The 24,679-nt window shown below is 60.2% G+C and carries 26 protein-coding genes; 20 read left to right on the top strand and 6 right to left on the bottom strand.

Annotated elements, in window-relative coordinates; translation table 11 throughout:
• The 5 genes from cobN to ASD46_RS16235 are packed head-to-tail and all read left to right on the top strand — an operon-like array spanning position 1 to position 6,857.
• Complete coding sequence (gene cobN / locus ASD46_RS16255; protein WP_025594685.1) at positions 1 to 3,351, top strand: cobaltochelatase subunit CobN; 3,351 nt, start codon at positions 1 to 3, stop codon at positions 3,349 to 3,351.
• On the top strand, positions 3,348 to 4,706 hold the full coding sequence (cobG, locus tag ASD46_RS16250; RefSeq protein ID WP_025594684.1) for a precorrin-3B synthase: 1,359 nt from the start codon (positions 3,348 to 3,350) through the stop codon (positions 4,704 to 4,706). Before cobN ends, cobG begins: the two co-directional genes overlap by 4 nt.
• Positions 4,703 to 5,335: a precorrin-8X methylmutase gene (locus ASD46_RS16245; RefSeq protein ID WP_025594682.1), complete on the top strand. Its 633-nt coding sequence runs from the start codon at positions 4,703 to 4,705 to the stop codon at positions 5,333 to 5,335. Before cobG ends, ASD46_RS16245 begins: the two co-directional genes overlap by 4 nt.
• Positions 5,332 to 6,099 carry a precorrin-2 C(20)-methyltransferase gene (locus tag ASD46_RS16240; RefSeq protein ID WP_025594680.1) on the top strand — a complete coding sequence of 256 codons (768 nt, stop codon included), beginning with the start codon at positions 5,332 to 5,334 and terminating at the stop codon, positions 6,097 to 6,099. Before ASD46_RS16245 ends, ASD46_RS16240 begins: the two co-directional genes overlap by 4 nt.
• Positions 6,096 to 6,857 (top strand): precorrin-3B C(17)-methyltransferase, encoded by a 762-nt coding sequence (locus ASD46_RS16235; protein WP_025594678.1) that lies wholly within the window; start codon positions 6,096 to 6,098, stop codon positions 6,855 to 6,857. The genes ASD46_RS16240 and ASD46_RS16235 overlap by 4 nt, the downstream gene beginning before the upstream one ends.
• Here ASD46_RS16235 and ASD46_RS16230 read toward each other — a convergent pair.
• Positions 6,824 to 7,606, bottom strand: a complete 783-nt coding sequence (locus tag ASD46_RS16230) for a cobalt-precorrin-6A reductase (RefSeq protein WP_060642526.1) — start codon at positions 7,604 to 7,606, stop codon at positions 6,824 to 6,826. The two genes, ASD46_RS16235 and ASD46_RS16230, sit on opposite strands and share 34 nt — an antisense overlap.
• On the opposite strand from ASD46_RS16230, the gene ASD46_RS16225 reads away from it, so the two are divergent.
• From ASD46_RS16225 to cobM, 3 genes are read left to right on the top strand one after another with little or no spacing between them, the layout of a single operon-like run.
• Positions 7,605 to 8,882, top strand: a complete 1,278-nt coding sequence (locus tag ASD46_RS16225) for a bifunctional cobalt-precorrin-7 (C(5))-methyltransferase/cobalt-precorrin-6B (C(15))-methyltransferase (protein ID WP_025594676.1) — start codon at positions 7,605 to 7,607, stop codon at positions 8,880 to 8,882. The two genes, ASD46_RS16230 and ASD46_RS16225, sit on opposite strands and share 2 nt — an antisense overlap.
• Entirely contained in the window at positions 8,876 to 9,289 is a 414-nt protein-coding gene (locus ASD46_RS16220) for a cobalamin biosynthesis protein (protein WP_060642525.1), read from the top strand. Before ASD46_RS16225 ends, ASD46_RS16220 begins: the two co-directional genes overlap by 7 nt.
• Complete coding sequence (gene cobM, locus ASD46_RS16215) at positions 9,286 to 10,059, top strand: precorrin-4 C(11)-methyltransferase (protein WP_025594672.1); 774 nt, start codon at positions 9,286 to 9,288, stop codon at positions 10,057 to 10,059. The genes ASD46_RS16220 and cobM overlap by 4 nt, the downstream gene beginning before the upstream one ends.
• Here cobM and ASD46_RS16210 read toward each other — a convergent pair.
• Positions 10,014 to 11,144 carry a cobalt-precorrin-5B (C(1))-methyltransferase gene (locus ASD46_RS16210; RefSeq protein ID WP_029658816.1) on the bottom strand — a complete coding sequence of 377 codons (1,131 nt, stop codon included), beginning with the start codon at positions 11,142 to 11,144 and terminating at the stop codon, positions 10,014 to 10,016. The two genes, cobM and ASD46_RS16210, sit on opposite strands and share 46 nt — an antisense overlap.
• Before the next feature lie 59 nt (positions 11,145 to 11,203).
• Here ASD46_RS16210 and cobA point away from each other — a divergent pair, with 59 nt between their 5' ends.
• From cobA to ASD46_RS16195, 3 genes are all read left to right on the top strand, one after another.
• Positions 11,204 to 11,992, top strand: coding sequence for a uroporphyrinogen-III C-methyltransferase (cobA, locus tag ASD46_RS16205; protein WP_025594669.1), 789 nt, complete (start codon positions 11,204 to 11,206; stop codon positions 11,990 to 11,992).
• Positions 11,989 to 13,305, top strand: coding sequence for a cobyrinate a,c-diamide synthase (locus tag ASD46_RS16200; protein WP_025594668.1), 1,317 nt, complete (start codon positions 11,989 to 11,991; stop codon positions 13,303 to 13,305). The genes cobA and ASD46_RS16200 overlap by 4 nt, the downstream gene beginning before the upstream one ends.
• Before the next feature lie 123 nt (positions 13,306 to 13,428).
• The gene (locus tag ASD46_RS16195; protein ID WP_025594667.1) at positions 13,429 to 14,679 is read left to right on the top strand and encodes a cytochrome-c peroxidase; all 1,251 of its coding nucleotides are present in this window, start codon (positions 13,429 to 13,431) and stop codon (positions 14,677 to 14,679) included.
• Here the strand turns inward: ASD46_RS16195 and leuB are convergent.
• From leuB to ASD46_RS16180, 3 genes are all read right to left on the bottom strand, one after another.
• Entirely contained in the window at positions 14,660 to 15,772 is a 1,113-nt protein-coding gene (gene leuB, locus ASD46_RS16190; RefSeq protein ID WP_003516442.1) for a 3-isopropylmalate dehydrogenase, read from the bottom strand. The genes ASD46_RS16195 and leuB overlap by 20 nt on opposite strands.
• Before the next feature lie 225 nt (positions 15,773 to 15,997).
• Positions 15,998 to 16,603: a 3-isopropylmalate dehydratase small subunit gene (gene leuD / locus ASD46_RS16185; RefSeq protein WP_025594665.1), complete on the bottom strand. Its 606-nt coding sequence runs from the start codon at positions 16,601 to 16,603 to the stop codon at positions 15,998 to 16,000.
• A gap of 165 nt (positions 16,604 to 16,768) precedes the next feature.
• Complete coding sequence (locus tag ASD46_RS16180) at positions 16,769 to 16,999, bottom strand: hypothetical protein (RefSeq protein WP_003516445.1); 231 nt, start codon at positions 16,997 to 16,999, stop codon at positions 16,769 to 16,771.
• A gap of 109 nt (positions 17,000 to 17,108) precedes the next feature.
• Here ASD46_RS16180 and ASD46_RS16175 point away from each other — a divergent pair, with 109 nt between their 5' ends.
• Entirely contained in the window at positions 17,109 to 18,020 is a 912-nt protein-coding gene (locus tag ASD46_RS16175) for an HpcH/HpaI aldolase/citrate lyase family protein (RefSeq protein ID WP_025594663.1), read from the top strand.
• The gene (locus ASD46_RS16170; RefSeq protein WP_003505258.1) at positions 18,017 to 18,223 is read left to right on the top strand and encodes a DUF1737 domain-containing protein; all 207 of its coding nucleotides are present in this window, start codon (positions 18,017 to 18,019) and stop codon (positions 18,221 to 18,223) included. Before ASD46_RS16175 ends, ASD46_RS16170 begins: the two co-directional genes overlap by 4 nt.
• A 21-nt stretch (positions 18,224 to 18,244) precedes the next feature.
• On the opposite strand, the gene ASD46_RS16165 is transcribed toward ASD46_RS16170, so the two are convergent.
• Positions 18,245 to 18,685, bottom strand: a complete 441-nt coding sequence (locus tag ASD46_RS16165; protein WP_025594662.1) for a metallopeptidase family protein — start codon at positions 18,683 to 18,685, stop codon at positions 18,245 to 18,247.
• A 328-nt stretch (positions 18,686 to 19,013) separates the two neighbouring features.
• Between ASD46_RS16165 and rplU the strand changes: the two genes are divergently transcribed.
• The 7 genes from rplU (at position 19,014) to ASD46_RS16130 (ending at position 24,670) form a co-directional block, all read left to right on the top strand.
• The gene (rplU, locus tag ASD46_RS16160; protein ID WP_003516451.1) at positions 19,014 to 19,328 is read left to right on the top strand and encodes a 50S ribosomal protein L21; all 315 of its coding nucleotides are present in this window, start codon (positions 19,014 to 19,016) and stop codon (positions 19,326 to 19,328) included.
• Between the two features lie 40 nt (positions 19,329 to 19,368).
• Entirely contained in the window at positions 19,369 to 19,638 is a 270-nt protein-coding gene (gene rpmA / locus ASD46_RS16155) for a 50S ribosomal protein L27 (protein ID WP_003492686.1), read from the top strand.
• Between the two features lie 131 nt (positions 19,639 to 19,769).
• On the top strand, positions 19,770 to 20,402 hold the full coding sequence (locus ASD46_RS16150) for a GNAT family N-acetyltransferase (RefSeq protein WP_003516453.1): 633 nt from the start codon (positions 19,770 to 19,772) through the stop codon (positions 20,400 to 20,402).
• Complete coding sequence (locus ASD46_RS16145) at positions 20,399 to 20,989, top strand: GNAT family N-acetyltransferase (RefSeq protein ID WP_025594658.1); 591 nt, start codon at positions 20,399 to 20,401, stop codon at positions 20,987 to 20,989. The genes ASD46_RS16150 and ASD46_RS16145 overlap by 4 nt, the downstream gene beginning before the upstream one ends.
• 168 nt (positions 20,990 to 21,157) lie before the next feature.
• Positions 21,158 to 22,225, top strand: coding sequence for a GTPase ObgE (gene obgE / locus ASD46_RS16140; RefSeq protein WP_003516456.1), 1,068 nt, complete (start codon positions 21,158 to 21,160; stop codon positions 22,223 to 22,225).
• Positions 22,222 to 23,391 carry a glutamate 5-kinase gene (gene proB, locus ASD46_RS16135; RefSeq protein ID WP_025594657.1) on the top strand — a complete coding sequence of 390 codons (1,170 nt, stop codon included), beginning with the start codon at positions 22,222 to 22,224 and terminating at the stop codon, positions 23,389 to 23,391. The genes obgE and proB overlap by 4 nt, the downstream gene beginning before the upstream one ends.
• Positions 23,384 to 24,670: a glutamate-5-semialdehyde dehydrogenase gene (locus ASD46_RS16130; RefSeq protein ID WP_060642524.1), complete on the top strand. Its 1,287-nt coding sequence runs from the start codon at positions 23,384 to 23,386 to the stop codon at positions 24,668 to 24,670. The genes proB and ASD46_RS16130 overlap by 8 nt, the downstream gene beginning before the upstream one ends.
• The last annotated feature ends 9 nt before the right edge of the window (positions 24,671 to 24,679 follow it).

The following is a 24,679-nucleotide window of genomic DNA, read 5'->3' as shown; positions in this document are numbered from 1 at the left end:
ATGCACATTCTCGCCACCACATCTTCGTCTCTGGACGACCTGATCGAGCCGGTTGATCTCAACCAGCCGCGATCGGATGTGGTGATGCTGTCTTTTTCGGCAAGCGATCTTGCCGGGCTGGAACAGGCATGGCGGCAGGCAGAGGGCGCGCTTCCGTCCCTGTCCGCCGCCAACCTCTCCGAGCTTCGGCATCCGATGTCGGTCGATCTGTGGATCGAAAAGACGGCCGAACATGCCCGTGTCATCCTTATCCGGATTCTCGGCGGCGCGGAACGCTGGCGCTATGGCGTCGATCAGCTCAGCACGATGGCGCGGCGACGTGGCATAAAACTTATGCTCCTGCCGGGTGAATGCAGTGAGAGAGACGAAAAGCTCGAAGCAGCCTCGACTGTTGATCGCCAGACGTTGGCGTCCGTCCTCGCCTTCTTCCGCGAGGGTGGGCGGGAAAATATGGACCGGCTTGCCATTGGTCTTGCTGCCCTTGTAAGTGGTGGCGCATGGCCAGATATCGAGGCTCAACCGCTGCCGAAAGCCGGCTTTTACCGGCCGGGTAAAGGCGTCGTGGATCAGGCGGAAGCCTGCGCCGGTTTTCCCGCCGGTGCAGCTGTCCTTCCCATTCTCTTTTACCGCTCCATGCTTCTTGCGGCCGATGCGGCGCCGGTGGATGCGCTTTTTAACGCGCTCTCTCAGCGCGGTTTTGCGCCATTGCCGATTTTCGTCAGCGGCCTTAAGGATGGGGAGGCGATCCGCTTTCTCGAAACAGTACTGCCCGAACTCCAGCCCGCCGCCATCGTTGCCGCCACGGCTTTTGCCAGCCAGATGGACGACAGCGGTAAAACCCTGTTTGACCGCCTCGGCGTGCCGGTGTTTCAGGTGGTTATGGCGACGACGCGACGGGACGGCTGGGCGGAAAATGCGCGCGGTCTAAACCCTTCCGATCTTGCCATGCATGTGGTCCTGCCGGAACTCGATGGCCGGATTCTTGCTGGCGCGATATCATTCAAGCAGGTGCGGACTGATGGCGGCATCAGCCTCATCAATGTACCGGAGGCTGATCGCGTCGAACAGGTGGCAAACAGAATCGCTGCCTTTCTGCAATTAAAACAGTCCACGCCACAGGAACGGCGGATCGTCATTCTGATGCCGGATTATCCCGGTGCTGCGCCGGGGCGCACGGGTTATGCCGTTGGTCTCGATGTGCCGCAAAGCGTGCTTGAAATGCTGCGCGATCTGGCCGCGGCAGGATATGTCGTTTCGGATATTCCCGAAACGGCGCGGGCTTTGCTGGATTGTGTCGAGCAGCAGGAAGCGGCTGTCGGACTTTCAGACTATCGTGATTTTCTTTTGGGTTTGCCTGAAGGGGTTGCCGTCTTCGTGGATAGCACGTGGGGTTCGGCCGAACAGGACGACGCACTAGCCGACGGCGCATTCCGTTTTCGCGTCGCCCGTTTCGGCCAGATATTCGTAGCCCTGGCACCGGATCGTGGGCGAAATGAGGATCGGCGGGTGGATTACCATGACCCTGCCCTGCCGCCACGTCATGCGTTGGTCGCTTTCGGCGCCTGGATGCAGCGTGTCGCAGGGGCGCATGCCATTGTGCATGTCGGTGCGCATGGCACGCTGGAATGGCTGCCCGGCAAGACAGTTGCGCTTTCCCGCGATTGTTTTCCTGAAATCGTCACCGGGTCTTTGCCGGTGGTCTATCCGTTCATCGTTTCCAATCCGGGCGAAGCGGCGGTTGCCAAACGGCGGATCGCTGCCGTCACGATCGGCCATGTTCCGCCTGTGCTGGTAGATGCCGGGCTTTCGCCGGAACAATCGGCTCTGGAACAGCTCGTCGACGAATATGCGCAGGCGGATGGGCTCGACCGCCGCCGCCGCGACCGGCTGGCGAAACTGATCGTGGAGAAGGCGCTGGAAACCGGTCTTGCGGCGGATGCCGGTGTCGGTGCAAAGGACGATGCCGATGCGGCGCTGTCGCGCATCGACGCCTTCCTCTGCGATCTCAAGGACTTCGCCATCAAGGATGGCCAGCATGTTTTTGGCCGCAGCCCCGAAGGAGAGACCGATCTTCTGAGGCTTGAAAGTGCTGCGGCGGAAAAAACAGCGCTGCTTGCCGCGCTCGATGGCCGCCATATTGTCCCCGGTCCTTCCGGCGCACCCGCGCGCGGGCGTCTCGATGTCCTGCCGACGGGCCGCAATCTTTATGCTGCCGATCCGCGCACCATGCCGACGCCGACGGCTTTCGAGCTGGGCCGCATGGCGGGCGAAGAAGTGCTTCGGCACCATCTGCAATCCCATGGCGACTGGCCGAAACATCTGGTTTTTGATCTCTGGGGCAGCGCCAGCCTGCGCAATGGCGGCGAGGATGTGGCGCAGGCGCTGCATCTGATGGGAGCGAGACCGATCCATGACCCGGCGACGGGCCGCGTCACAGGCATCGAGGTTCTACCGCCGGCGAGTATCGGGCGGCCGCGTGTCGACGTCACATTCCGGATTTCCGGCCTGTTCCGCGACATGTTTCCGGCGTTGATCGCTCTTCTAGACGCCGCTGCCAAGGCCGTCGCGCGGCGGGATGAAGCGCCGGGTGACAATCCGCTGGCGGAAGAAGCGGCGGCACTCGGGCATATACCGGCACGCATCTTCGGCTCCGCACCCGGCACCTATGGTGCGGGCACAGAGGAAAAACTCGCCAGCGGAAAATGGGAAGAACGCGAGGAACTGGGCCAGGCGTATCTGGATGCGGCAAGCCATGCCTTTGGCGGTGCGGATGGGCTTGAGATTTTCGAGGATGCCGGTTTTGTCGAGCTGGTGCGCCGGGCCGATCTTCTCATTCACACCGGTGACGATCCGGGCCGCGATCTTCTCGACGGCTCGTCAGATGTCGCCTTTATCGGTGGTTTTTCCGCCGCAAAAGCACTCCTTGGCGGCGTTGCCGATATTGTGGCGCTGGATACCACCGATCCCGCGCGTCCGCGCGCGCGATCCATTTCGCAGGCGCTGACGCGCGTTGTTCGGGCCCGCGCCGTCAATCCGCGCTTCATTGCCGGACAGATGCGGCACGGCCCGCGCGGGGCGGCGGAATTTGCCGAGACGGTTGACCGGCTGATCGGTTTTGCGGAAACCACCCATGCGGTATCTTCCTCGCTGATCGAGGCGCTTTACGACGCCTATTTCGGCAATGAGGACGTGCGCGATTTCATCCTGCGGGAAAATCCGAAGGCGGCGGAGGTCATGGCGACGCGCTTTTTATCCGCCCGTCGTCGCGGGTTGTGGCACAGCCGCCGCAATGCGGTGGATGCGGAACTTGAAATGCTGATCCTGCCCCGTTCTGAAAGGGTCGGCGCATGAGGATGGCCCCTTCCGATCCGGTCCAGCCGTTTGGCCGCCGTGGCACGTGTCCGGCCTTGTCGACCCCGATGCTGACCGGTGACGGCTACCTGTCGCGCATCGCATTCGAGGCGGATATTGCGCCCCATGATATGATCGCGCTTTGTGAACTTGCTGAGCGACACGGCAACGGGGTGATCGACATCACGGCACGCGGCAGCCTGCAATTTCGCGGCCTGACGCGGGAAAGCGCCTGCGACCTGGAGAATGATGTTCTGGCGCTTGGTTTGCCGCTTCGCGACGGACTGGCAGTCGAGACCTCACCTCTTTCCGGTCGGGACGATCGGGAAATCGCCGATGGCAGTGCTATTGCGGATGAGATTCGCAGAGAGGCTGCCGCGCTGGCGCTGCACGAAAAGCTCGCCGCAAAAATGTCCGTCATCATCGATGGGGGCGGCCGTCTTTCCATGGGCGATTTGCTGGCCGATATCCGTCTGAAGGCGGTGCGGCTCGATCATCGAGTTTTCTGGCAATTGCTTGTCGGAGGTCCGGAGAGCAAGGCGTTGCGCGCGGGATTTGTTGAGGCCGACAAGGCGGCGGATGTTGTCCTGTTGCTGCTCGTCCATCTGGCCGGCAAAGGACCGCTTGCCCGTGGCCGCGATCTGGATTTGCGGACGATAAAGGCGATTTGCGGAGACCGCCTGGTAGATAGCGAGAGCCAAGGCGAGATGCCTGCGCCTTCCTCTCCCCTGGGGCTGATGGCGGCCGGTAGTGGTACCTTTGCTGCCGTTATCACTCCTGCTTTCGCGCAAGTTCGTGCTTCCGATCTGTCGCGGCTCTGTGGACTGGCGCGCGCATTTGATATCGAAACATTGCGGCCGTCGCTCAATCATAGCCTGCTATTTTTCGGGTCGCGGGATGCTTGCGATGCGCTGATGCAAATTGCGGACAGTGCCGGTTTCATCACACGGGCAGGTGATGCGCGATCTTCCATCGCTGTCTGTCCCGGCACGCCGGGGTGCGCTTCGGCTTTCTTTCCCACACATGATCTGGCGGCCTTTGCATCGCGGGAACTAGCTTCCATGCTCGATGGCTCCTTCACACTGCATCTCTCCGGCTGCGGAAAGGGTTGCGCGCATCCTGCCCCCTCGTTTTTGACCTTTTCCGGCACCGCCGATGGTCTCGCCTTTTCGTTTTCGAGCCGCGCCTGCGACCCGCAGGACGGTATTTTACCTTTCGAGCAACAGAGGACGGCGCTTTCGCGGCTTGCCCGTCTTTACGAAAAAGAACATAAGCCCGGGGAAAACGCTGCCGACCTGCTTGCCCGTCTGGGTAAGGAGGCAATCGTTGCCGCGCTTCGACAGGATGACCGATGACCGACCATGACTATATTCGCGACGGCAATGCGATTTACGAGCGCTCCTTCGCCATCATTCGCGAGGAAGCGGATTTGTCCGCTTTTACCGAAGATCAGGCGGATATCGCCATTCGCATGATCCATGCCTGCGGGCTGGTGGAAGCGACCAGCCATTTCCGTTTTTCTCCGGATTTCGTTGTCGCTGCACGTGGTGCTTTGCTGGCGGGCAAGCCCGTTCTGTGCGATGCGGAAATGGTCGCCCACGGCGTGACCCGCGCCCGCCTTCCGGCCAATAATGACGTGATCTGCACCCTTCGCGATCCGCGCACCCCTGAGCTTGCGAAAACGATTGGCAATACCCGTTCCGCCGCCGCACTCGATCTCTGGGCGGAAAAGCTGGACGGTGCTCTCGTTGCTATCGGCAACGCGCCGACAGCGCTGTTCTATCTTCTGGAGATGCTTGAAAAAGGCGCTCCACGTCCAGCTGCCATCATCGGCATGCCGGTCGGTTTTGTCGGTGCGGCGGAATCGAAGGATGCGCTGGAGGCTAGTTTGCTCGGCATTCCCTATGCCATCGTCAAGGGACGTATGGGTGGATCGGCCATGACGGCCGCTGCCGTCAACGCCGTTGCGAGGGCAGGTCTGTGAGCGCGGCTCTTTTCGAAAATTCCAGGGGTAAACTCGTGGGCGTCGGCACCGGCCCCGGCGATCCAGAGCTTCTGACGCTGAAAGCCGTGCGCGCCATCGAAAATGCCGATGTTCTCGCCTTCTTCTGCAAGAAAGGCAGCAGCGGCAATGGTCGCGGTATCGTTGAGGCCTTCATTCGTCCGGGCACACTGGAAATGCCGCTGGTCTATCCGGTAACCGTCGAGAGCGACAAAAACGGCGAGGATTATCGCGGTGCGATCGCCGCATTTTTCGATCAGTCGGCAATGGATATTGCTGCCCATCTCGATGCCGGGCGCAATGTCGCCGTGCTGTCGGAAGGCGATCCGCTGTTTTACGGTTCCTATATGCATCTTCATCTGCGGCTTGCGCCTTCCTATGAGGCGGAGGTCGTTGCCGGCATTACCGCCATGTCCGGCTGCTGGTCGATGGCCGGTCTACCGCTGGTGCAGGGTGACGATATCTTGAGCGTGCTTCCCGGCACGCTTGCCGAAGATGTTCTGACAGAGCGTCTGTCCGGCACGGATGGCGCCGTGATCATGAAGGTCGGGCGCAACCTGCCGAAGATCCGCCGGGCGCTGGAAAAGGCCGGCAAGCTTAATGAAGCGCTGTATGTCGAGCGCGGCACCATGGCGAACAGCCATGCGGTGCCGCTGATCGAGCGGGACGCATCACCCGCCCCCTATTTTTCGCTGGTTCTGGTACCTGGCTGGAAAACCAGACCCGCTGGCGGTGAAGCGCCATGACCGGCAGGCTGGTCGTTGTCGGCCTTGGCCCTGGCAGTTCTGCGCAGGTGACACCGGAGGCGCTCGCCGCCGTTGAGGCGTCGGAGGATTTCTTCGGTTACATTCCGTATCTCGATCGGCTGTCGCTCAGACCCGACCAACGTCGCCATGCCTCTGACAATCGCGAGGAAATCTCCCGTGCCGAACAGGCTCTGCGGCTTGCAGCCGGGGGCGGCAAGGTCTGCGTGGTTTCGGGCGGCGATCCCGGCGTTTTTGCCATGGCGGCGGCTGTTTGCGAGGCGATTGAAAATGGCCCGCGCGAATGGCGTGAGATAGACTTTTCGGTCGTGCCGGGCGTGACGGCCATGCTTGCTGTTGCTGCACGAGCCGGCGCGCCGCTCGGGCATGATTTCTGCGCCATCTCGCTGTCGGACAATTTGAAGCCCTGGGGGATTATTGAAAAGCGGCTGATCGCGGCTGCGGAAGCCGGATTGGTGATGGCTTTCTATAATCCCGTCAGCAAGGCGCGCCCGCACCAGCTTGGCACCGCCTTCGATCTTTTGCGCGCACATTTGCCCGGCTCGGTGCCGGTGATCTTTGGCCGTGCGGCAGGCCGTGCGGATGAGCGCATCCGGGTCGTGCCTTTGTCGGAAGCATCGAGCGACATGGCGGATATGGCCACCTGCATCATCGTTGGTTCGGTGGAAACCCGTCTTATCGAGCGTTCGGACAAAGATCCGCTGGTTTACTCGCCGCGTTTTTCGAGAAGAGAAAGCTGATGGCGGATGGCGGTGAGCGCAGTCGCTATATCCGGCACGTTCGCGCCATTGAGGATTGCGGCGTTCAGCTGTGGCGGCCGCTCGATCATGATAACCGGCAGACCGAGCCGCCTCGCCGCTTCGATCTTGCCGTAACTGGCGTTGCTGCCGGAGTTCTTGGAAACCACAGTGCCGATACGGTTTTCCTCCAGCATGCGGATCTCTTCATCCAGCGCAAAGGGGCCGCGCGCTGTAATATAGCGAGCATCCGGCACCTTCAGCGGCGGCTCTACCGGATCAACGCTGCGAATGAGATAGCTGTGTTGGGGTGCTGCCTCGAAAGGAAGAAGTTCCTGCCGGCCGAGCGCCAGAAACACCCGCTTGCCTTCATCGCCGAGCGCGATAACAGCCTGTTCGACGGTATCGACCCTCTGCCAATTGTCATTCGGTTGGCGCTCCCAGGCGGGGCGCGAAAGCATGATCAGCGGAACTTTGGCAAGTCGTGCCGCCTCGATGGCATTGGCGGAAATCCTCGCCGCATAGGGATGGGTGGCGTCGACCAGAATATCGAAATTCCCGGTGCGGATGAAATCCGCCAAACCCGCAGCACCGCCAAACCCGCCACTGCGCATCGGCACCGGCTGTTCCACTGGCGAAAGCGTACGACCGGCCATGGAGAGCAGGATTCGGTAGCCGGAGTCCACCGCCAGCTTGCCGGCGAGAATGCGGGCATCCGCCGTGCCGCCAAGGATGAGTATGGAGCGTGTCATGACGTCTGAATATTCCGGAACGGGCAACGCTTCCACTCAAAAGAAAGCTTCCACTGAAAAGAAAGGCAAGCCATGGCTTTTCATCGTCGGCATTGGCGAAGATGGGCTGGATGGGCTCGGTCGCAATGCCGTGGCGGCAATAGAGGCGGCCGAGATTGTTTTCGGTGGCAAACGTCATCTGGAACTGGCGGCTGCAGCCATTCGTGGTGAGGCGCGCCCTTGGCCGGTGCCGTTCGATGCGGAGATGAGCGATGTCGTGGCGTTGCACGGTAGACGGGTCTGCGTGCTCGCCTCCGGCGATCCGTTCTTGTATGGCGCCGGCGTCACACTTCTGCGGCGGATACCGTCGGAGGAGACAGTCTGCTATCCCTCACCTTCCGCCTTCTCGCTGGCCGCGGCGCGGCTTGGCTGGGCTTTGCAGTCGACCGAATGCGTGTCGTTGCACGGGCGTTCCATCGATCTTTTGCGACCGCATCTGCATCCCGGAGCGAGGATCATCGCGCTTACTTCGGATGAGCGCGCGCCCGCTCTCATTGCGGAATTGCTGTCTCAATCCGGTTTCGGCCAGTCGGAATTTGTCCTGCTCGAAGCTTTGGGCGGAAAGCGGGAGAGGCGGCGGCAAATCAGGGCGGTAGATTTTACCTTTGACGACATCGATCCTTTGAACGTCGTGGCTATCGATGTCGTTGCTGCTGAGGGCGCACGCGTCCTGCCTTTTGTGCAGGGGCTGGATGACAGCCTGTTCGAACATGACGGGCAGATCACCAAGCGTGAAATCCGTGCCGTGACGCTTTCATCGCTGGCTCCGCGCCGGGGCGAGCTGCTGTGGGATATCGGTGCCGGTTCGGGTTCGATTGGTATTGAATGGATGCTGTCGCACCCCTCGCTCCGTGCCATCGCCATAGAGCAGCATACCGACAGGGCGGAGCGTATCGCCCGCAATGCCGAGGCATTTGGCGTTCCGGGGCTTGAAGTCATGATCGGTGCAGCACCTGCGGCTTTTGAAGGCCTGCCTCAACCGGATGCGATCTTCATTGGTGGTGGCGGCAGCGAAACGGGTGTGCTGGAAGGCGCTATGGAGGCCCTGAAACCGGGCGGGCGGCTGGTTGCCAATGCGGTGACGCTTGAAATGGAAGCGGTGCTGCTTGCGGCCCATGCCAGATTCGGCGGTTCGATGATCCGTGTCGATGTGTCGCGCGTTGTTGCTGTCGGCTCCATGTCGGGCTGGCGTCCGGCGATGCCGGTGACGCAATGGAGCTGGGTCAAGCCATGGTGACTGTCGCTGGCATAGGCTGTCGCAAAGGCACGGGTTCGGATGCAATTATTGCAGCTGTGAGAGCTGCCGAGTTCGCATTCGGCATGACGGCAGAACGCTTGGCGACGGCGCCTCTCAAGGCCGAGGAAGCTGGTCTTGCGGAAGCGGCGAAAGGTCTGGCGCTGCCGCTTGAAATCGTATCGAAGGAACAGCTCGAGGCGGCTGCTTCGAAAACAATGACATTTTCACAGGCAAGCCTTGATCATGCCGGGACGCCCAGCGTCAGTGAAGCGGCGGCACTTGCTGCCGCCGGAGAAAATGCGCGGCTGGTCGCGGCGCGTCTCGTGGTTGGCGATGTGACGGTAGCCATCGCCACGACGATCGATGCGCGAAATGACCGCGCCATCGAACATGGAGAACAAAAATGACGGTTCATTTTATCGGTGCCGGTCCGGGCGCTGCCGATCTCATCACGGTGCGCGGGCGCGATCTTATTGCTACCTGCCCGGTCTGCCTTTATGCCGGCTCGCTGGTGCCGAAGGCGCTGATCGAGTATTGCCCGACGGATGCACGCATTGTCGATACGGCAGCACTGTCGCTTGATGAGATCGAGGCGGAATTCGTTGCGGCGGCAAAGGCCGGCAAGGATGTGGCACGGCTGCATTCCGGTGATCTGTCCGTCTGGAGCGCCATGGGTGAACAGATCCGCCGGCTGGAACGGCTGGGTCTCGATTATACCGTGACTCCAGGTGTGCCCTCTTTCGCTGCTGCCGCTGCCACCCTGCAGCGGGAATTGACGGTGCCGGAAGTGGCGCAAAGTCTTGTTCTGACCCGTATTTCGGGCCGCGCTTCGAAAATGCCCGAGGGCGAGACGCTGAAAGCCTTCGGTGCGACGGGGGCGACACTTGCCATCCACCTCGCCATCCATGCCATCGGCCAGGTGGTGGAAGAACTGACGCCGCTTTATGGTTCCGATTGCCCAGTCGCCATCGTTGTCCGCGCCTCCTGGCCGGATGAGCGGGTCATTCGCGGCACGTTGTTCGACATCGAAGGAAAACTGGCGGCCGAACCGGTGGAGCGGACCGCGCTGATTTTCGTCGGGCATGGGCTTGCCTCGACGGATTTTCGCGAGAGCGCACTTTATAGTACCGATTATGTCCGGCGGTTCCGCTCCCCGAAGGAAGATGCGAAGGGCTGATGCGACGGCGTGGAGGCGGTGCGTCCCTTGAGCGTGCCCTGACGATCGAACACCAGAATATCAAGCTCGATGCCGGGCACCTTCAAAGCGGCAGCCGCTGTTACCCAGGCTTTTTCCGCAACGATCGCGCCGAGGTCTATCCCCGCGCGTTCGGCCAGCTCAAAGGCGTGCGCAACCATGTTGGCCTGACGAATGGCGAGGGCAAGATTTTCATCTCCGCCAGCCTCGGTTGCGAGTACCGCCAGCGCATCAAGATCGGCCAGGCCTTTCTTGGAATGCACGTCCAGCATGCCCTGGGCGAGCTTCGTCATCTTGGCGACGCCGCCGGCAATGGTTACCCGTTCGACGGGGTGGTTGCGCAGATATTTCAGCATGCCACCGATAAAATCGCCCATATCGATCAGTGCGGTCTCTGGCAGGCCGTAAACTGCCTGCCCTGCCTTTTCGGAGGTGTTGCCGGTCGCGCCGAGCAGATGGGTGCAGCCGGTGGCGCGCGCCACATCGATGCCGCGCCAGATGGAGTGGATCCATGCCGAGCAGGAAAACGGGATGACGATGCCGGTGGTGCCAAGGATGGAAATGCCGCCGACAATACCGAGCCTGCCATTCAGGGTCTTTTCCGCGATTTTCTCGCCGTCCCGAACGGAAATCTCGACTTCGAAATCTGCACCGTCTCCGGCTACTTCGCGAATGGCGGTTTCGATCATCTTGCGCGGTACGGGGTTGATCGCGGGTTCGCCCGGCGGCAGGGGCAATCCAGGCCGGGTGATGGTGCCGACGCCTTTTCCAGCCTTGAAGGTTATGCCGCTGCCGGGCTTTCCCCGTCGCACGGTGCTTTCGATCAGCGCACCATGGGTCACGTCGGGATCGTCGCCAGCATCCTTGACGACGCCGGCTCTTGCAAAGTTTTCACCTTTTTCCTCGGTGGCGAGAGAAAATGCCGGCCTCGCGCCGCTTGGAAGTTCGACTTCGACAGGGTAAGGAAACTCGCCGGTCAGAAGGGCAGCGCAGGCCGCCTTCGTGGCGGCTGCCGCGCAAGTGCCCGTGGTCCAGCCGCGGCGAAGGGTCTTTCCATCCGTTTCCATATGAATTCCTATAGCCGGGACGGCTATTTCCGTCATCGTTAAAAAAGCAGCCGAGAAGAATGTCGATAGCGCAGGTTTTGAACAGCATCGCCGCAAAAGGTCCGGTCTTTGAGGCCGGGCATGTCTGGCTCGCAGGCGCGGGTCCGGGCGATGTGCGTTATCTGACGCTCGAAGTCGCGCTCGCGCTTTCGCAGGCCGATGTGATCGTGCGCGACGCGCTGGTGAGCGACGATGTCGTTTCCCTGGGGCCTCAGGCTGAAATCGTCTTTGCCGGCAAGCGCGGCGGCAAGCCGTCGGCAACGCAGGACGACATCACTGCCTCGCTGATTGATCTCGCCCGGCAGGGTAAGAAGGTGTTGCGGCTTAAGGGTGGCGATCCGTTTATTTTCGGGCGTGGCGGCGAAGAGGCGGAGGCGCTTGTCCGCGCCGGCATCCCATTTCGTATCTTGCCGGGCATGACCTCGTCGCTTGCAGCCCTTGCTTCAGCGCGCATTCCCGCCACCATGCGCGGTATCAGCCGCGCTGTCACGCTTGCCACCGGCCATGCCGCCGGGACCGAAGAGGATCTGGATTGGCTGGCACTGGCGAAGACACAGGAACCCATCGTCGTTTATATGGGGCTTAAGAACATAGGCTCGATCGCCGGTCTTCTGATGCAGGGCGGTCGTTCGGGCAAGACGCCGGTCGCCGTCATCATGTCGGCAACGACCGCGCAGGAACGGATTTTCATCGGCACACTGGAAAGCATAGCTGACGATGCAAAACGGGAAAAATTCGAGGCGCCGGCGCTGATCGTTATTGGCGAGATCATTTCGATGCGCGACCGACTTGGGGTGCCGACCTTATGACCACACGGGCGATCATCATCGGCGCACCGCGCTCTGGATCCGGCAAGACCAGCGTAACAATCGGCTTGCTCAGGGCCTTTGCCCGGCGCGGCATCAAGGTGCGCGGCATCAAGACGGGGCCGGATTATATCGACCCCGGCTTCCATGCCTTCGCCACCGGCACATCCGGCCTCAATCTCGACAGCTGGGCCATGCAGCCGGAATTGCTTCGACACCTGTTGTTGCAACAGGCTGATGGTGCTGACCTCGTTTTGATCGAAAGCGCCATGGGCCTGTTCGACGGTATCCCCGTGGCGGAAAACCGCACCGGTTCTGCGGCGGATCTGGCCCGGCTGTTCGGCATTCCCGTGCTGCTGGTGCTGGATGTGTCGGGTCAATCGCAGACAGCCGCTGCTGTTGCCTATGGTTTTGCCCACTATGATCCTGTTGTCACCATGGCGGCGGTGGTGCTGAACCGCGCCGGCAGCGAAAGACACCGGACGCTGTGCACGGAGGCCATCGAAAAAATCGGTCTGCCTGTCGCAGGATGCGTCCTGCGTGATCCGTCACTCATCCTGCCGGAACGGCATCTGGGCCTGGTGCAGGCCAGCGAACATCCGGAAATCGACGCGCATATAGAACGGCTGGCGGATGCGATGGAAAGGTCCATTGATCTCGATGCCTTGCTTTCGCTCGCTGCGCCTGTGGATGTGCCCTCCGGCTCGGTGGAGGCAGCGATTGCGCCGCCCGGCCAGCGCATCGCGCTTGCAGACGACGCGGCTTTCACCTTTCTTTATCCGCATCTCAAGAACCACTGGCATGCAGCGGGGGCAGAGGTCGTGCCCTTCTCACCGCTGGCCGACGAGGCACCCGATGAGACCTGCGACATTTGCTGGCTGCCAGGTGGTTATCCCGAACTTTACGCTGGAAGGCTTGCCGATGCTGCCGTGTTCAAGGCAGGCATTGTCCGTTTTGCCGAGACGAAGCCGGTGCATGGCGAGTGCGGCGGCTATATGGTTTTGGGAGCGGCGCTGGAAGATGCCGATGGCGTCACCCATGCCATGACCGGGCTTCTGTCACATGCCACCAGTTTCGCCACGCGCAAGATGAACCTCGGTTACCGGCAGGCTGCAATCGTGGCAGATGGGCCGCTGGGCAAAGCGGGCGAGGTTCTGCGCGGTCACGAGTTTCACTATGCGCGTGTTATCGATCCGGGTCACGATGAGCCTTTCGCTCAGATCGCTGACGGGCAGGGTCGTCCGCTCGGCCCTTCCGGTGGCAGGCGGGATCTTGTTTCAGGCACTTTCTTCCACGCGATAGCCAAAGCCGGGTAAGCAATTTGGCGTCCGGATGCGGGGTTGCGTCAAAGTGGAGCGGGCTGAGAAAGTTTGTAGTCTGGTGCGATAGGTAAGTGCTATATAACCACTGTCGTCCCGAGTTTCCGAAACGCTATTTCAATGAAAAGACTGCGCCTATTCATTTCTGCCGCCCTTGCCGTGGCCATGATACCGGTTCCGCTCGAGATCGGTGCTGGTCAGATGCAGGCTCACGGCGGCGAAGATTATGCAACGCTTGAAAAACTCGGCGCGGCGCTGTTCGATGATGCCAATCTTTCCATGAACCGAACGATGGCGTGTTCCACCTGCCATATGCAGGCGGCCGGTTTTTCCGATGCGCGCGAAAGCGACAAGGTCGGCCGGGACGTCTCTCTCGGCGATGACGGGATTTCGCTGGGCGACCGCAATGCGCCGACTGCAGCCTATGCCCGGTTCACGCCGCCTTTCGGCAGGAACGCTGCGGGAGAGTATGTCGGCGGGCAATTCTGGGATGGTCGTGCCTCCCTGCTGGAAGACCAGGCGGGTGGACCACCGCTCAACCCGATCGAAATGGGCATGCCGGATAAAGCCTCTGTCGTCAAACGGCTCAAGGAAAACCCTGATTATGTTGCGTCGTTCGGCACACAGTTCGGCAACGATGTTTTCCAGAGTGACGAAGGCGCCTTTGCTGCGATGACCAAGGCGCTGGCAAGCTTCGAGCGTTCCGATGAATTCTCCACCTTCGATTCCAGGTATGACCGTTTCCTGCGCGGCGAAGAAAAGCTGACCGATCAGGAGGAGCTGGGCCGGGTTCTTATCTCCTCGACGCAGTTCACCAATTGCAATACCTGCCATGAAATCCGTGGCGCCAAGGGTTTGGAAGACGGCCTCTTCACCAACCACAAATATTTCAACATCGGTGTTCCGGCCAACACGTCGGTCAGGGCAGCCAACGGCTCCAAGCCGGATGCGGTCGATCTCGGATTGGCACAAAATCCCGCCGTGGCCGGCGATCCGGCTCAGCGCGGCAAGTTCAAGGTGCCTACCCTTCGCAACGTCGCTGTCACTGGTCCCTACATGCACAATGGCGTGTTTAAGGATCTGCGCACGGTGGTGCTGTTTTACGTGAAATACAAAAGCAAGAAACCCAGCCGGCAGATCAACCCTGAAACGGGTAAAACCTGGGATGCGCCGGAAGTGCCTGATAATATCGCCATGACAGAGCTGACTTCCGCACCGGCGCTGGACGACAAGCGTGTGGACGCCATCGTCGCCTTTTTGAAGACGCTGACTGACAAAAGATATGAACATCTTTTGCCAAAGGAAGATGGGCAAGCGACCGTGCCGCCTGCCCAACCGGTTGCTGTCAGCGTTACGCCGAAAGCGCCTTGAATTCTGCGAGAACCGCGTCACCCATTTCGGAGGTGCTGACCTGACGGGAACCGTCGGACATGATGTCGGCGGTGCGGATGCCTTTGTCGAGCACGTTCGCAATTGCAGTTTCGAGCTTCGTTGCCTCATCTACCATGTTGAACGAATAGCGCAGGCACATGGCGAAGGACGCGATCATGGCAATGGGGTTGGCGATGCCCTTGCCGGCAATGTCAGGTGCCGAACCGTGCACCGGCTCGTACATGGCCTTGCGCTTGCCGGTCTTGGCATCCGGTGCACCAAGCGATGCCGACGGCAGCATGCCGAGCGAGCCCGTCAGCATGGCAGCGACGTCGGAAAGCATGTCGCCGAAGAGGTTGTCGGTCACGATCACGTCGAACTGCTTGGGCTTGCGCACCAGCTGCATGCCGCCAGCATCGGCCAGCATATGCTCCAGCTGAACGTCCTTGTATTTCGCAGCGTGGGTTTCGGTGACAACCTGGTTCCACAAAACGCCAGATTTCATGACGTTGCGCTTCTCCATGGAGCAGACGCGGTTATCGCGCGTGCGTGCCAGTTCGAAAGCGACGCTGGCGATGCGCTCGATCTCGAAGGTGTCATAGATCTGCGTGTCGATACCGCGCTTCTGGCCGTTGCCGAGGTCGATGATCTGCTTGGGCTCGCCGAAATAGACACCGCCCGTCAGTTCACGGACGATGAGGATATCGAGACCCTCTACCAGCTCCGGCTTCAGTGAGGAGGCTTCGGCAAGTGCCGGGTAGCAGATGGCGGGGCGCAGGTTGGCGAAAAGTTCGAGATCCTTGCGCAGGCGAAGCAGGCCGGCTTCCGGGCGGTGTTCGTAGGGAACGCCATCCCACTTCGGGCCGCCAACGGCGCCAAACAGGATCGCATCGGCGGCAAGGGCCTTTTCCATATCTGCGTCGGAAATCGCCACGCCATGGGCATCATAAGCGGAGCCGCCGACCAGACCTTCCTGCGTGGTGAAGCCGGCATTTTTCGCGCTGTTCATATAGTCGATCAGCTTGCGGACTTCGGCCATGGCCTCGGGGCCGATACCGTCACCGGGCAGAAGGAAAAGCGTGCGGACTGTCATGAGAACCCTCCTTGGGCGGCGCGCCGGAAACCATCATGAAGGGTTTTCGATTGCGGCGAGCGCGGCGTCAAACTCGTTTCCGTCCTGCCGCCTCACAAGTCACGTCGCCAGCCGAACGGGATCGGGGGCTTCTTATCCCCGCCTCAACGGCTTTTCAAGCAAAGCAAAAGCCGATCCGGTACGGTTTTGTACGGGATCGGCTTTTAAAAGAGGATAGAAGTGCGGTCAGGCCCAGGGGCGGACCGAGGCATTTGCCTTTTCGAACGTGTCGATGGCGCCGGAATGCTCCAGTGTCAGGCCGATGTCGTCGAGGCCGTTCAGCATGCAATGGCGCTTGAATTCATCGATCTCGAAGGTGATCGTGCCGCCATCAGGGCCGCTGATTTCCTGACGTTCCAGATCGATGGACAGAACGGCGTTCGAGCCGCGCGAGGCGTCGTCCAGCAGCTTTTCGAGATTCTCGGGGCTGACGACGACAGGCAGGATGCCGTTCTTGAAACAGTTGTTGTAAAAGATGTCGGCGAAGCTGGTGGAGATCACGCAGCGGATGCCGAAATCGAGAAGCGCCCATGGTGCATGTTCGCGCGAAGAGCCGCAGCCAAAATTGTCACCCGCGACGAGGATCTGGGCGTTCTGGTAAGCGGGCTTGTTCAGCACAAAATCTGGATTGGGCGAGCCATCTTCAAGATAACGCGACTCGGCAAAAAGGCCGGTGCCAAGACCCGTGCGCTTGATGGTCTTCAGATAGTCTTTGGGAATGATCATATCGGTGTCGATATTGACGACCGGCATGGGCGCAGCAACGCCCGTCAGCTTGGTGAATTTTTCCATCTGTCGCTTCCCGTGTTTCCCTGGTCACAAAATCCGGCGTGGACTGACGCCCGCCGGATATTTTCTGTCGGGAAATACTGCAAAACGGATCGCTTTAGAAGCGCAAACCCGCATTCTTCGGTACGCCGCGTGCAGCGTTCTCGCATTTTAACAGGATTAACGATCTCAGAGATCGATGATCGTGCCTTTGCCGTCGTTCCAGACGCGCATATCGCGCTGGTTGCGGGGCTTGACCGGAATGGGTGCCGGCTTCATACGCGCCGAAAGCAGACGGGCAGCGCTGAGAACGGCGAGCACGCCGATAAAAGCGACCGTAAGCGAGGCGGTAAAAAGAGCCACCAAAGCCAGAAGTGCGATGCCGGATGCGGCAATGAAAAATGAACGGATGCCTTGCATGATTCAACCTTTCTTTCCAGACGAATGTGGGCCTTCTTCTTCCGGCTTGCAAGAGGATTCAGTGGATTGTCGTGTTGCAGATGTCACAAAAGCTTGACACAAGTGCGGCATGACTAATTTTTTCGAAAATATTCCTGTGAGACCGCGCCGTTCGCTGCTGTCGGTTCCGGCCATCAATGTCAGGGCGCTCGAAAAAATCCGCGATCTCGATTGCGATGGGGTTATTCTCGATCTGGAGGATTCCGTTGCACCCGATGTGAAGGGCGAAGCGCGAGAGAATCTGGGCAGGCTGTTTTCGGATACGCCCTTTGCGGGACGCGAGATCATTATCCGTATCAATCCGCTGTCAACGCCGGATGGTATGGAGGATTTAAAGCTCGTGCTTTCCTGCCGGCCGGATGCGGTATTATTACCGAAGGTAGAGCAGCCCGCCGATATTCACGATGTGGCCGACCTTCTGGCGGAGGCCGATGCGCCCCAGGGCTTGAAAATCTGGGCGATGATCGAGACGCCGCTCGGTGTGTTGAACGCAGCGTCCATTGCTGACGCTGCCCATACGCCGGATGGACGGCTTGCCGCTTTCGTCCTCGGACTGAACGATCTGCGCAAGGAGACACGGGTTCCTTCCGTGCCCGGGCGAACCTACCTCGTGCCATGGATGATGCAGGTGGTGCTTGCCGCCCGCGCCTATGGGCTTGATGTCATCGATAGCGTGTCGAATGATTTTCGCGATATCGCGGCTTTTGGCACCGAGTGCGAGCAGGGCCACGCCATGGGCTTCGATGGCAAGATGCTGATCCACCCGGCCCAGATCGAGCCCGCCAATCGTCACTTCGGCCCCGATGAGGCCGCTGTCGCTGAAGCCAGGGCGATTATTGACGCTTTCGCAAAACCCGAATCTGTGGAATTGAACGTCATCAACATGAACGGGCGGATGATCGAACGGCTGCATGTGAGCCAAGCCGAAAGGCTGGTTGCCATGGCCGATATCATCACACAACGAAAGGCGCAAAAGACGTGAAGGTCTATCGTTTCATTACAGGTCCCGATGACGCGAAGTTCTGTCACCGGGTCACCGAAGCTCTGAACAAGGGGTGGGAACTTGCCGGTTCGCCCAGCTACGCCTTCAACGCCGCAAGCGGTGTCATGCATTGCGGCCAGGCCGTGACCAAGGTGGTCGAGGGCAAGGAATACCACCCGGATATGAAGCTCGGCGAGCAATAAGAAGCGTGGCTGTCGGCAGGCTCAGCGCTCCGCCGCGGCCTCGTCGGCGCTTTCCTCGATCCGCTCCATGTCGTCATCCGACAGGCCGAAGTGATGGCCGATCTCGTGGATGAGGACATGGGTGATGATGTCGCCCAGCGTTTCCTCATTCTCGGCCCAGTAGTCGAGAATGGGGCGGCGATAAAGCGTGATGCGGTTCACCATCTCGCCGGTTTCCATGGTGAAACGTTCGGAGATACCGCGCCCCTCGAACAATCCCAGCAGGTCGAACGGTGTTTCGAGCGCCATGTCCTCGAACACTTCGTCTGTCGGGAAATCCGAGATCTCGATGACGAGATCCTTGGTCAACGCACGGAATTCTACTGGCAGGTGGCCATATGCCTCGATCGCAAGCGACTCGAAGGCGGAAAGTGTCGGCGCATGGCGGTCCCGCCAATCGTCGGTCTGGTCTATGCGGGCCATTTCTGCTCCTTGTTGAAGGCCCATATAAACACTTGCTGCGCAAATTTCGAGACCTGACTGCTTCGCTTGCCAAAAAAGCATGAAATTCTTGGCGTTAGAGTTACTTTTCAAACATCCGTCATCTTGACATAAACTGATGTCTCGCGTAATTCGCACCCAAATTGATGGCGTATTGCGCCTTCTGTTTATTCCGCCCCTCAAAGGCGGCTTCACCGGCAGACTTTCAAAAGGGCATTCAGTCCTGACGGATTTCCGCTACTCCGACTGATAAAAAGACGGCCAGCTTGCTTTGGCGGGCAGAGCCGGAACGAACATGAAAGGATAACAAATGTTCGCAGTCATCAAGACCGGCGGTAAGCAGTACCGCGTAGCGGCCGATGCCGTGCTGACCATCGAAAAGCTGGAAGCAGAGGCAGGCGCAACCGTAGAATTCACCGAAGTTCTCGTGATCGGCGAAGGCGCCGACGCTCAGTTCGGTGCTCCCTTTGTCAAGGGTGCCATCGTCAAGGCTGAAGTTGTCGAGCACAATCGCGGCAAGAAGGTCATCGCCTTCAAGAAGCGTCGTCGTCAGAACTCCAAGCGTTCGCGCGGCCATCGTCAGCATCACACTGTCGTCCGCATCACGGACATCGTTGCTGCCTGATCGGCGCGACACGGGAAACAAGGTTTAAAGGAGAACTCCAATGGCACACAAAAAAGCTGGCGGTTCATCGCGTAACGGTCGCGATTCCGAATCCAAGCGCCTTGGCGTAAAGAAGTTCGGCGGCGAAGCTGTCATTCCAGGCAACATTATTCTGCGTCAGCGCGGAACCCAGTGGCATCCGGGCGCCAACGTTGGTATCGGCAAGGACCACACGATTTTCGCACTGACCGCAGGTAACGTGAACTTCCGTACGAAGGCCAACGGCCGCGTATTCGTATCCGTGGCCCCGAAAGCGGAAGCCGCAGAATAAGCCGGTAAGCGTCATATGCAGCCGGTGTCCCATCGACCCGGCTGAGACGTATCAGGTTCAGTCAAGAAAACAGGGGAGATGGGGTACCACCCAACTCCCCTTTTTCTTTAACCCCCAGGAGGGACTGAACCATGCAAGCTGAATTGTTGAGGGTTGACCAATCACGGTCACCCGAAGAGCGGCCGAGGCCCGATCGGTCGAGGAGCGATTGCCCCGTTTTACTGTCGCAGAGGCTGGTTTTACGCAAGCCTCACGAAGAAGACATCGACGCCCTTGCCCATCTTGCCAACAATGCCAATATCGCGACCATGGTGTCGCGTATGCCGCACCCGTACACGGCCAAAGACGCCGCGGACTTCGTGCGACGCACCAATGCTGGCGAGATCGGCAAGTGCGTCTATGCGATTACCCGCATGGACAATGGCGAGTTTCTGGGTTGCTGCGCGCTTGAACCGCAGGAAGACGAAAAGACGCTGGAAATCGGTTACTGGCTGGGGGAACCCTACTGGAACCGGGGCTACATGACCGAAGCCACGCATGCGCTGATCGACATGGCCTTCCGCACGCGTGAAATCGACCAGATCGATGCCCGCTGCCGGGTCACCAACATCCCCTCGCGCCGGGTCATCCAGAAGTGCGGTTTCCAGTTCCAGGGTTCCGGCATGGTCGGTTCGCTGGCACTGGGCGGCATGGTACCGGTAGAATGGTACAGGCTGGACCGCAAGACCTGGGTTTCGCTGAAGAGCTGGGGGGACATGGGATGAGCACGATCGAGCTTACCCGTCACCGGGCAACTGCGACGGTCGCGCCGCCCGGCCCCTGCCCGGTCATCGAGACGTCGCGTCTGGTGCTGCGTCCGCAGCGGCTTTCCGATGCCGGCAGCATTGCGGAATCGCTTGGCGATTTTGCCGTGACCAGGATGCTGGCCCGTGTTCCCGCGCCGTATCATCGACAGGATGCGCTGGAATGGCTGGTCCTGCGCACTTCAGGCACCCTGCCCGATTGGGATTTCGCCATCACAAGCGGTGACGATACACTCATCGGCGTCGTCTCGGTCGAATTGCGGCATGGCGAGTGGCATCTCGGCTACTGGCTGAACCGGTTCTACTGGGGCAAGGGTTACATGACCGAGGCGGTGGCCGCCGTGGTCGAGCGGTTCTTCCGCCGCATGCCCGGTGTGGTTCTCCACTCCGGTGTGTTTGCGGATAATCCGGCTTCGCTGCGCGTGCAGGAAAAACTGGGCTTCCGGGTGACTGGCTGCCACCAGATTTACGCCACGGCGCGTGCTGCGATGGTGGCGCATATCGATACGGCGATCACGGCTGAGGATTTCGTTCCGCAGCACCGCTGACAATCAAAACAAGGCCGGTTGCCGCAAACCGGCCTTGTCTCACGCAGGCGCTTCCCGCACGATAGTCTTTGACCTTGTGGAGAAGCGCTTGTATTCGAAACGACGATATTTTTGTTTGGCACAACGCCTTGAGCTGATGTGCCCGCAAACCGACAGAACGGCAGTCCGATGAAATTTCTCGATGAAGCAAAAATCTATATCAAGTCCGGTGATGGCGGCGCGGGCGCCGTTTCCTTCCGGCGCGAAAAATTCATCGAGTTCGGCGGCCCTGATGGCGGCGATGGCGGACGCGGCGGCGATGTCTGGATCGAGGTGGTCAACGGTCTCAACACGCTGATCGACTTCCGCTTCCAGCAGCATTTCAAGGCCTCGATCGGACAGCACGGCATGGGTAAGACCCGCACCGGCGCCAAGGGTTCCGACGTGGTTCTGAAAGTGCCTGTGGGCACGCAGATTTTCGAGGAAGACAACGAGACGCTGATCGTCGACCTCACAAAGGAAGGCCAGCGTTTTCGTCTTGCCGCTGGCGGTAACGGCGGTTTCGGCAACGCCTATTTCAAGTCTTCGACCAATCAGGCGCCGACCCATGCCAATCCGGGCCTTGCGGGCGAAGAAAAGACGCTCTGGCTTCGCCTGAAGCTGATCGCTGACGCCGGTCTCGTTGGTCTGCCGAATGCAGGTAAGTCGACATTCCTCGCGACCGTGACGCGCGCGCGGCCGAAGATCGCCAATTATCCATTCACGACCCTGCATCCGAATCTCGGCGTCGCGACCATCGACGGCCGTGAATTCGTGCTGGCCGATATTCCCGGCCTGATCGAAGGCGCGCATGAGGGTGTGGGCATCGGCGACCGTTTCCTCGGCCACGTGGAGCGCACCCGTGTGCTTCTGCATCTCGTCTCCGCGCAGGAAGAAAAGGTCGGGCAGGCCTATAAGACTGTTAAGGCCGAACTGGATGCCTATGGTGGCGGCTTGACCGACAAGCCAGAAATCGTGGCGCTTTCGCAGATCGATGTGCTGGACGAAAAAGAACTGAAAAAGAAGGCAAAGGAACTGGAAAAGGCCTGCGGCCGTCCTCCGCTCCTTCTGTCTGCCGCTGCCCACATTGGTATGACGGAGGCGCTGCGCGCCCTTCGCGATATCATCGTCTCGGCAAGCAATGGCGGCGAGACCGCCCTTCCCGACCGCTCAATGCCTGTGGATAGCGAGGCCGAGGAAGAGGACGATCGCCTATGAGCCTCACCCGCAAACCGCTGGGTAGCCACCACCGGATCGTCATCAAGATCGGTTCGGCACTTCTGGTGGACCGGAAAAGCGGGCTCAAGAAAGGTTGGCTCGACGCCATTTGCGAGGACATCGCTGCGCTGAAGAAAAACGGCGCAGATGTTCAGGTGGTGTCTTCTGGCGCCATCGCGCTAGGCCGCACGGTGCTCGGTCTGCCCTCCGGCGCATTAAAGCTGGAGGAAAGCCAGGCAGCGGCGGCCGTCGGCCAGATCGCTCTGGCGCGGGCATGGTCGGAAAGCCTGTCGCGGCATGAGATCGTCGCTGGCCAGATTCTGCTGACGCTGTCCGACACCGAGGAGCGCCGCCGTTACCTCAATGCGCGCGCCACCATCAACCAGCTGCTGAAGATCGGTGCTATTCCGATCATCAATGAAAACGACACGGTGGCAACCACCGAAATCCGCTACGGCGACAATGACCGTCTGGCCGCCCGCGTGGCCACCATGACCGGTGCCGATCTTCTGGTGTTGCTGTCTGATATTGACGGGCTTTACACGGCTCCGCCGCATCTTGATCCGGATGCGAAGTTCCTTGAGACGATTGCAGATATTACGCCCGAGATTGAGGCCATGGCAGGCGGTGCGGCTTCCGAGCTTTCACGCGGCGGCATGCGCACCAAGATCGATGCCGGCAAGATCGCGACCGCTGCCGGCTGCGGCATGATCATCGCTTCCGGCAAGACGCTCAATCCGTTGAAGGCCATCGAAAACGGCGCCCGCTCCTCGTGGTTTGCGCCATCAGGCACACCGGTGACGGCGCGAAAGACCTGGATTGCCGGTCAGTTGCAGCCGGCAGGTGAGATTCATGTGGATGCGGGTGCGGAAAAAGCGCTCTATGCCGGTAAAAGCCTGCTTCCCGCGGGCGTGCGGGTGGTGAAGGGCAATTTTGGACGCGGCGATGCGATTGCCATTATCGGCGTTGAAGGCCGAGAGGTCGCGCGCGGCCTTGCAGGCTACGATGCGGAAGAGGCGCGTCTTATCATCGGTCACAAGTCCAACGAGATCGAGGCGATACTTGGCTATGTCGGGCGTGCGGCGATGATCCATCGCGACGATCTGGTGATGACGGGTGCCGCCGTGAAAGTTAAAAATACTGAAAAGGATGAGGTCCATGCCTGAACAGGCCGTGAAGCAGAGCCATGATATTGATGCACTGATGATGACCATCGGTGCACAGGCAAAAGCTGCTTCGCGACCGTTGTCCATCGCAGGTACGGATCAGAAAAACCGTGCGCTTCTCGCCATGGCGTCCGCCATCGAGGCGTCGAGGGAAACGATCCTTGCCGCCAACAGGAAAGATCTGGCGGCGGCGGATAATAGCGGCCTTGCCGCTTCCTTCATCGACAGGCTTACGCTTGACGATGCGCTGATCGCCGGCATCGCCGAAGGCATCCGCTCGGTTGCCGCGCTGCCTGATCCGGTTGGCGAAGTTATTGCCGCCTGGGATCGCCCGAACGGTCTGAAGATCGAGCGCGTGCGCACGCCGCTTGGCGTCATCGGCGTGATTTACGAAAGCCGCCCGAATGTGACTGCAGATGCCGGCGCGCTCTGCCTCAAGGCGGGCAATGCGGTCATCCTGCGCGGCGGCTCGGATTCGCAACATTCATCGCGTGCTATCCATGCCTGCCTTGTGGAGGGCCTGAAGATCGCCGGTCTTCCCGAGCACGCTATTCAGCTAGTGCCGGTCACCGACCGCGCTGCCGTGGGCGCGCTTCTTGGTGGATTGAATGGCGCGGTTGACGTGATTGTGCCGCGTGGCGGCAAAAGCCTGGTTGCGCGGGTGCAGTCTGAGGCGCGGGTTCCGGTCTTTGCGCATCTGGAAGGTATTTGCCATATCTATGTCGACGGATCGGCCGATCTCGACATGGCGAAACGCATCGTCGTGAATGCCAAGATGCGCCGCACCGGCATTTGCGGCGCGGCGGAAACACTGCTGGTGGATGCCGCTGTTGTTGCCACGCATCTTGAACCGCTCGTCAAGGGCCTGATCGAGGCCGGTTGTGAAGTACGCGGTTCGCAGGCTGTGCGGAATGTTGTCGAGGGCTTGAAAGCCGCAACGGAAGATGACTGGCGCACCGAATATCTCGATGCGATCATTTCGGTTGCTGTCGTGGACGGTATTTCCGGCGCGATCGAGCACATCAGCACCTATTCGTCCAACCACACGGAGGCGGTGATCGCCGAGGACCCAGCGGTGGTCGAGCGTTTCTTCAACGAACTCGATTCGGCCATTCTGCTGCATAACGCTTCCACGCAATTTGCCGATGGCGGTGAATTTGGCATGGGTGCGGAAATCGGCATCGCCACGGGCAAGATGCATGCACGCGGCCCGGTTGGTGTCGAGCAGCTCACGTCGTTCAAATACCGCGTGCATGGCACCGGTCAGACGCGGACCTGATAGTTGCTG

It is taken from the genome of Rhizobium sp. Root491 (assembly GCF_001427205.1).
Lineage (GTDB): Bacteria > Pseudomonadota > Alphaproteobacteria > Rhizobiales > Rhizobiaceae > Agrobacterium > Agrobacterium tumefaciens.
The sequence above is the reverse complement of the archived record's forward strand: the minus strand, read 5'-3'. Positions and strand labels throughout refer to the sequence as shown.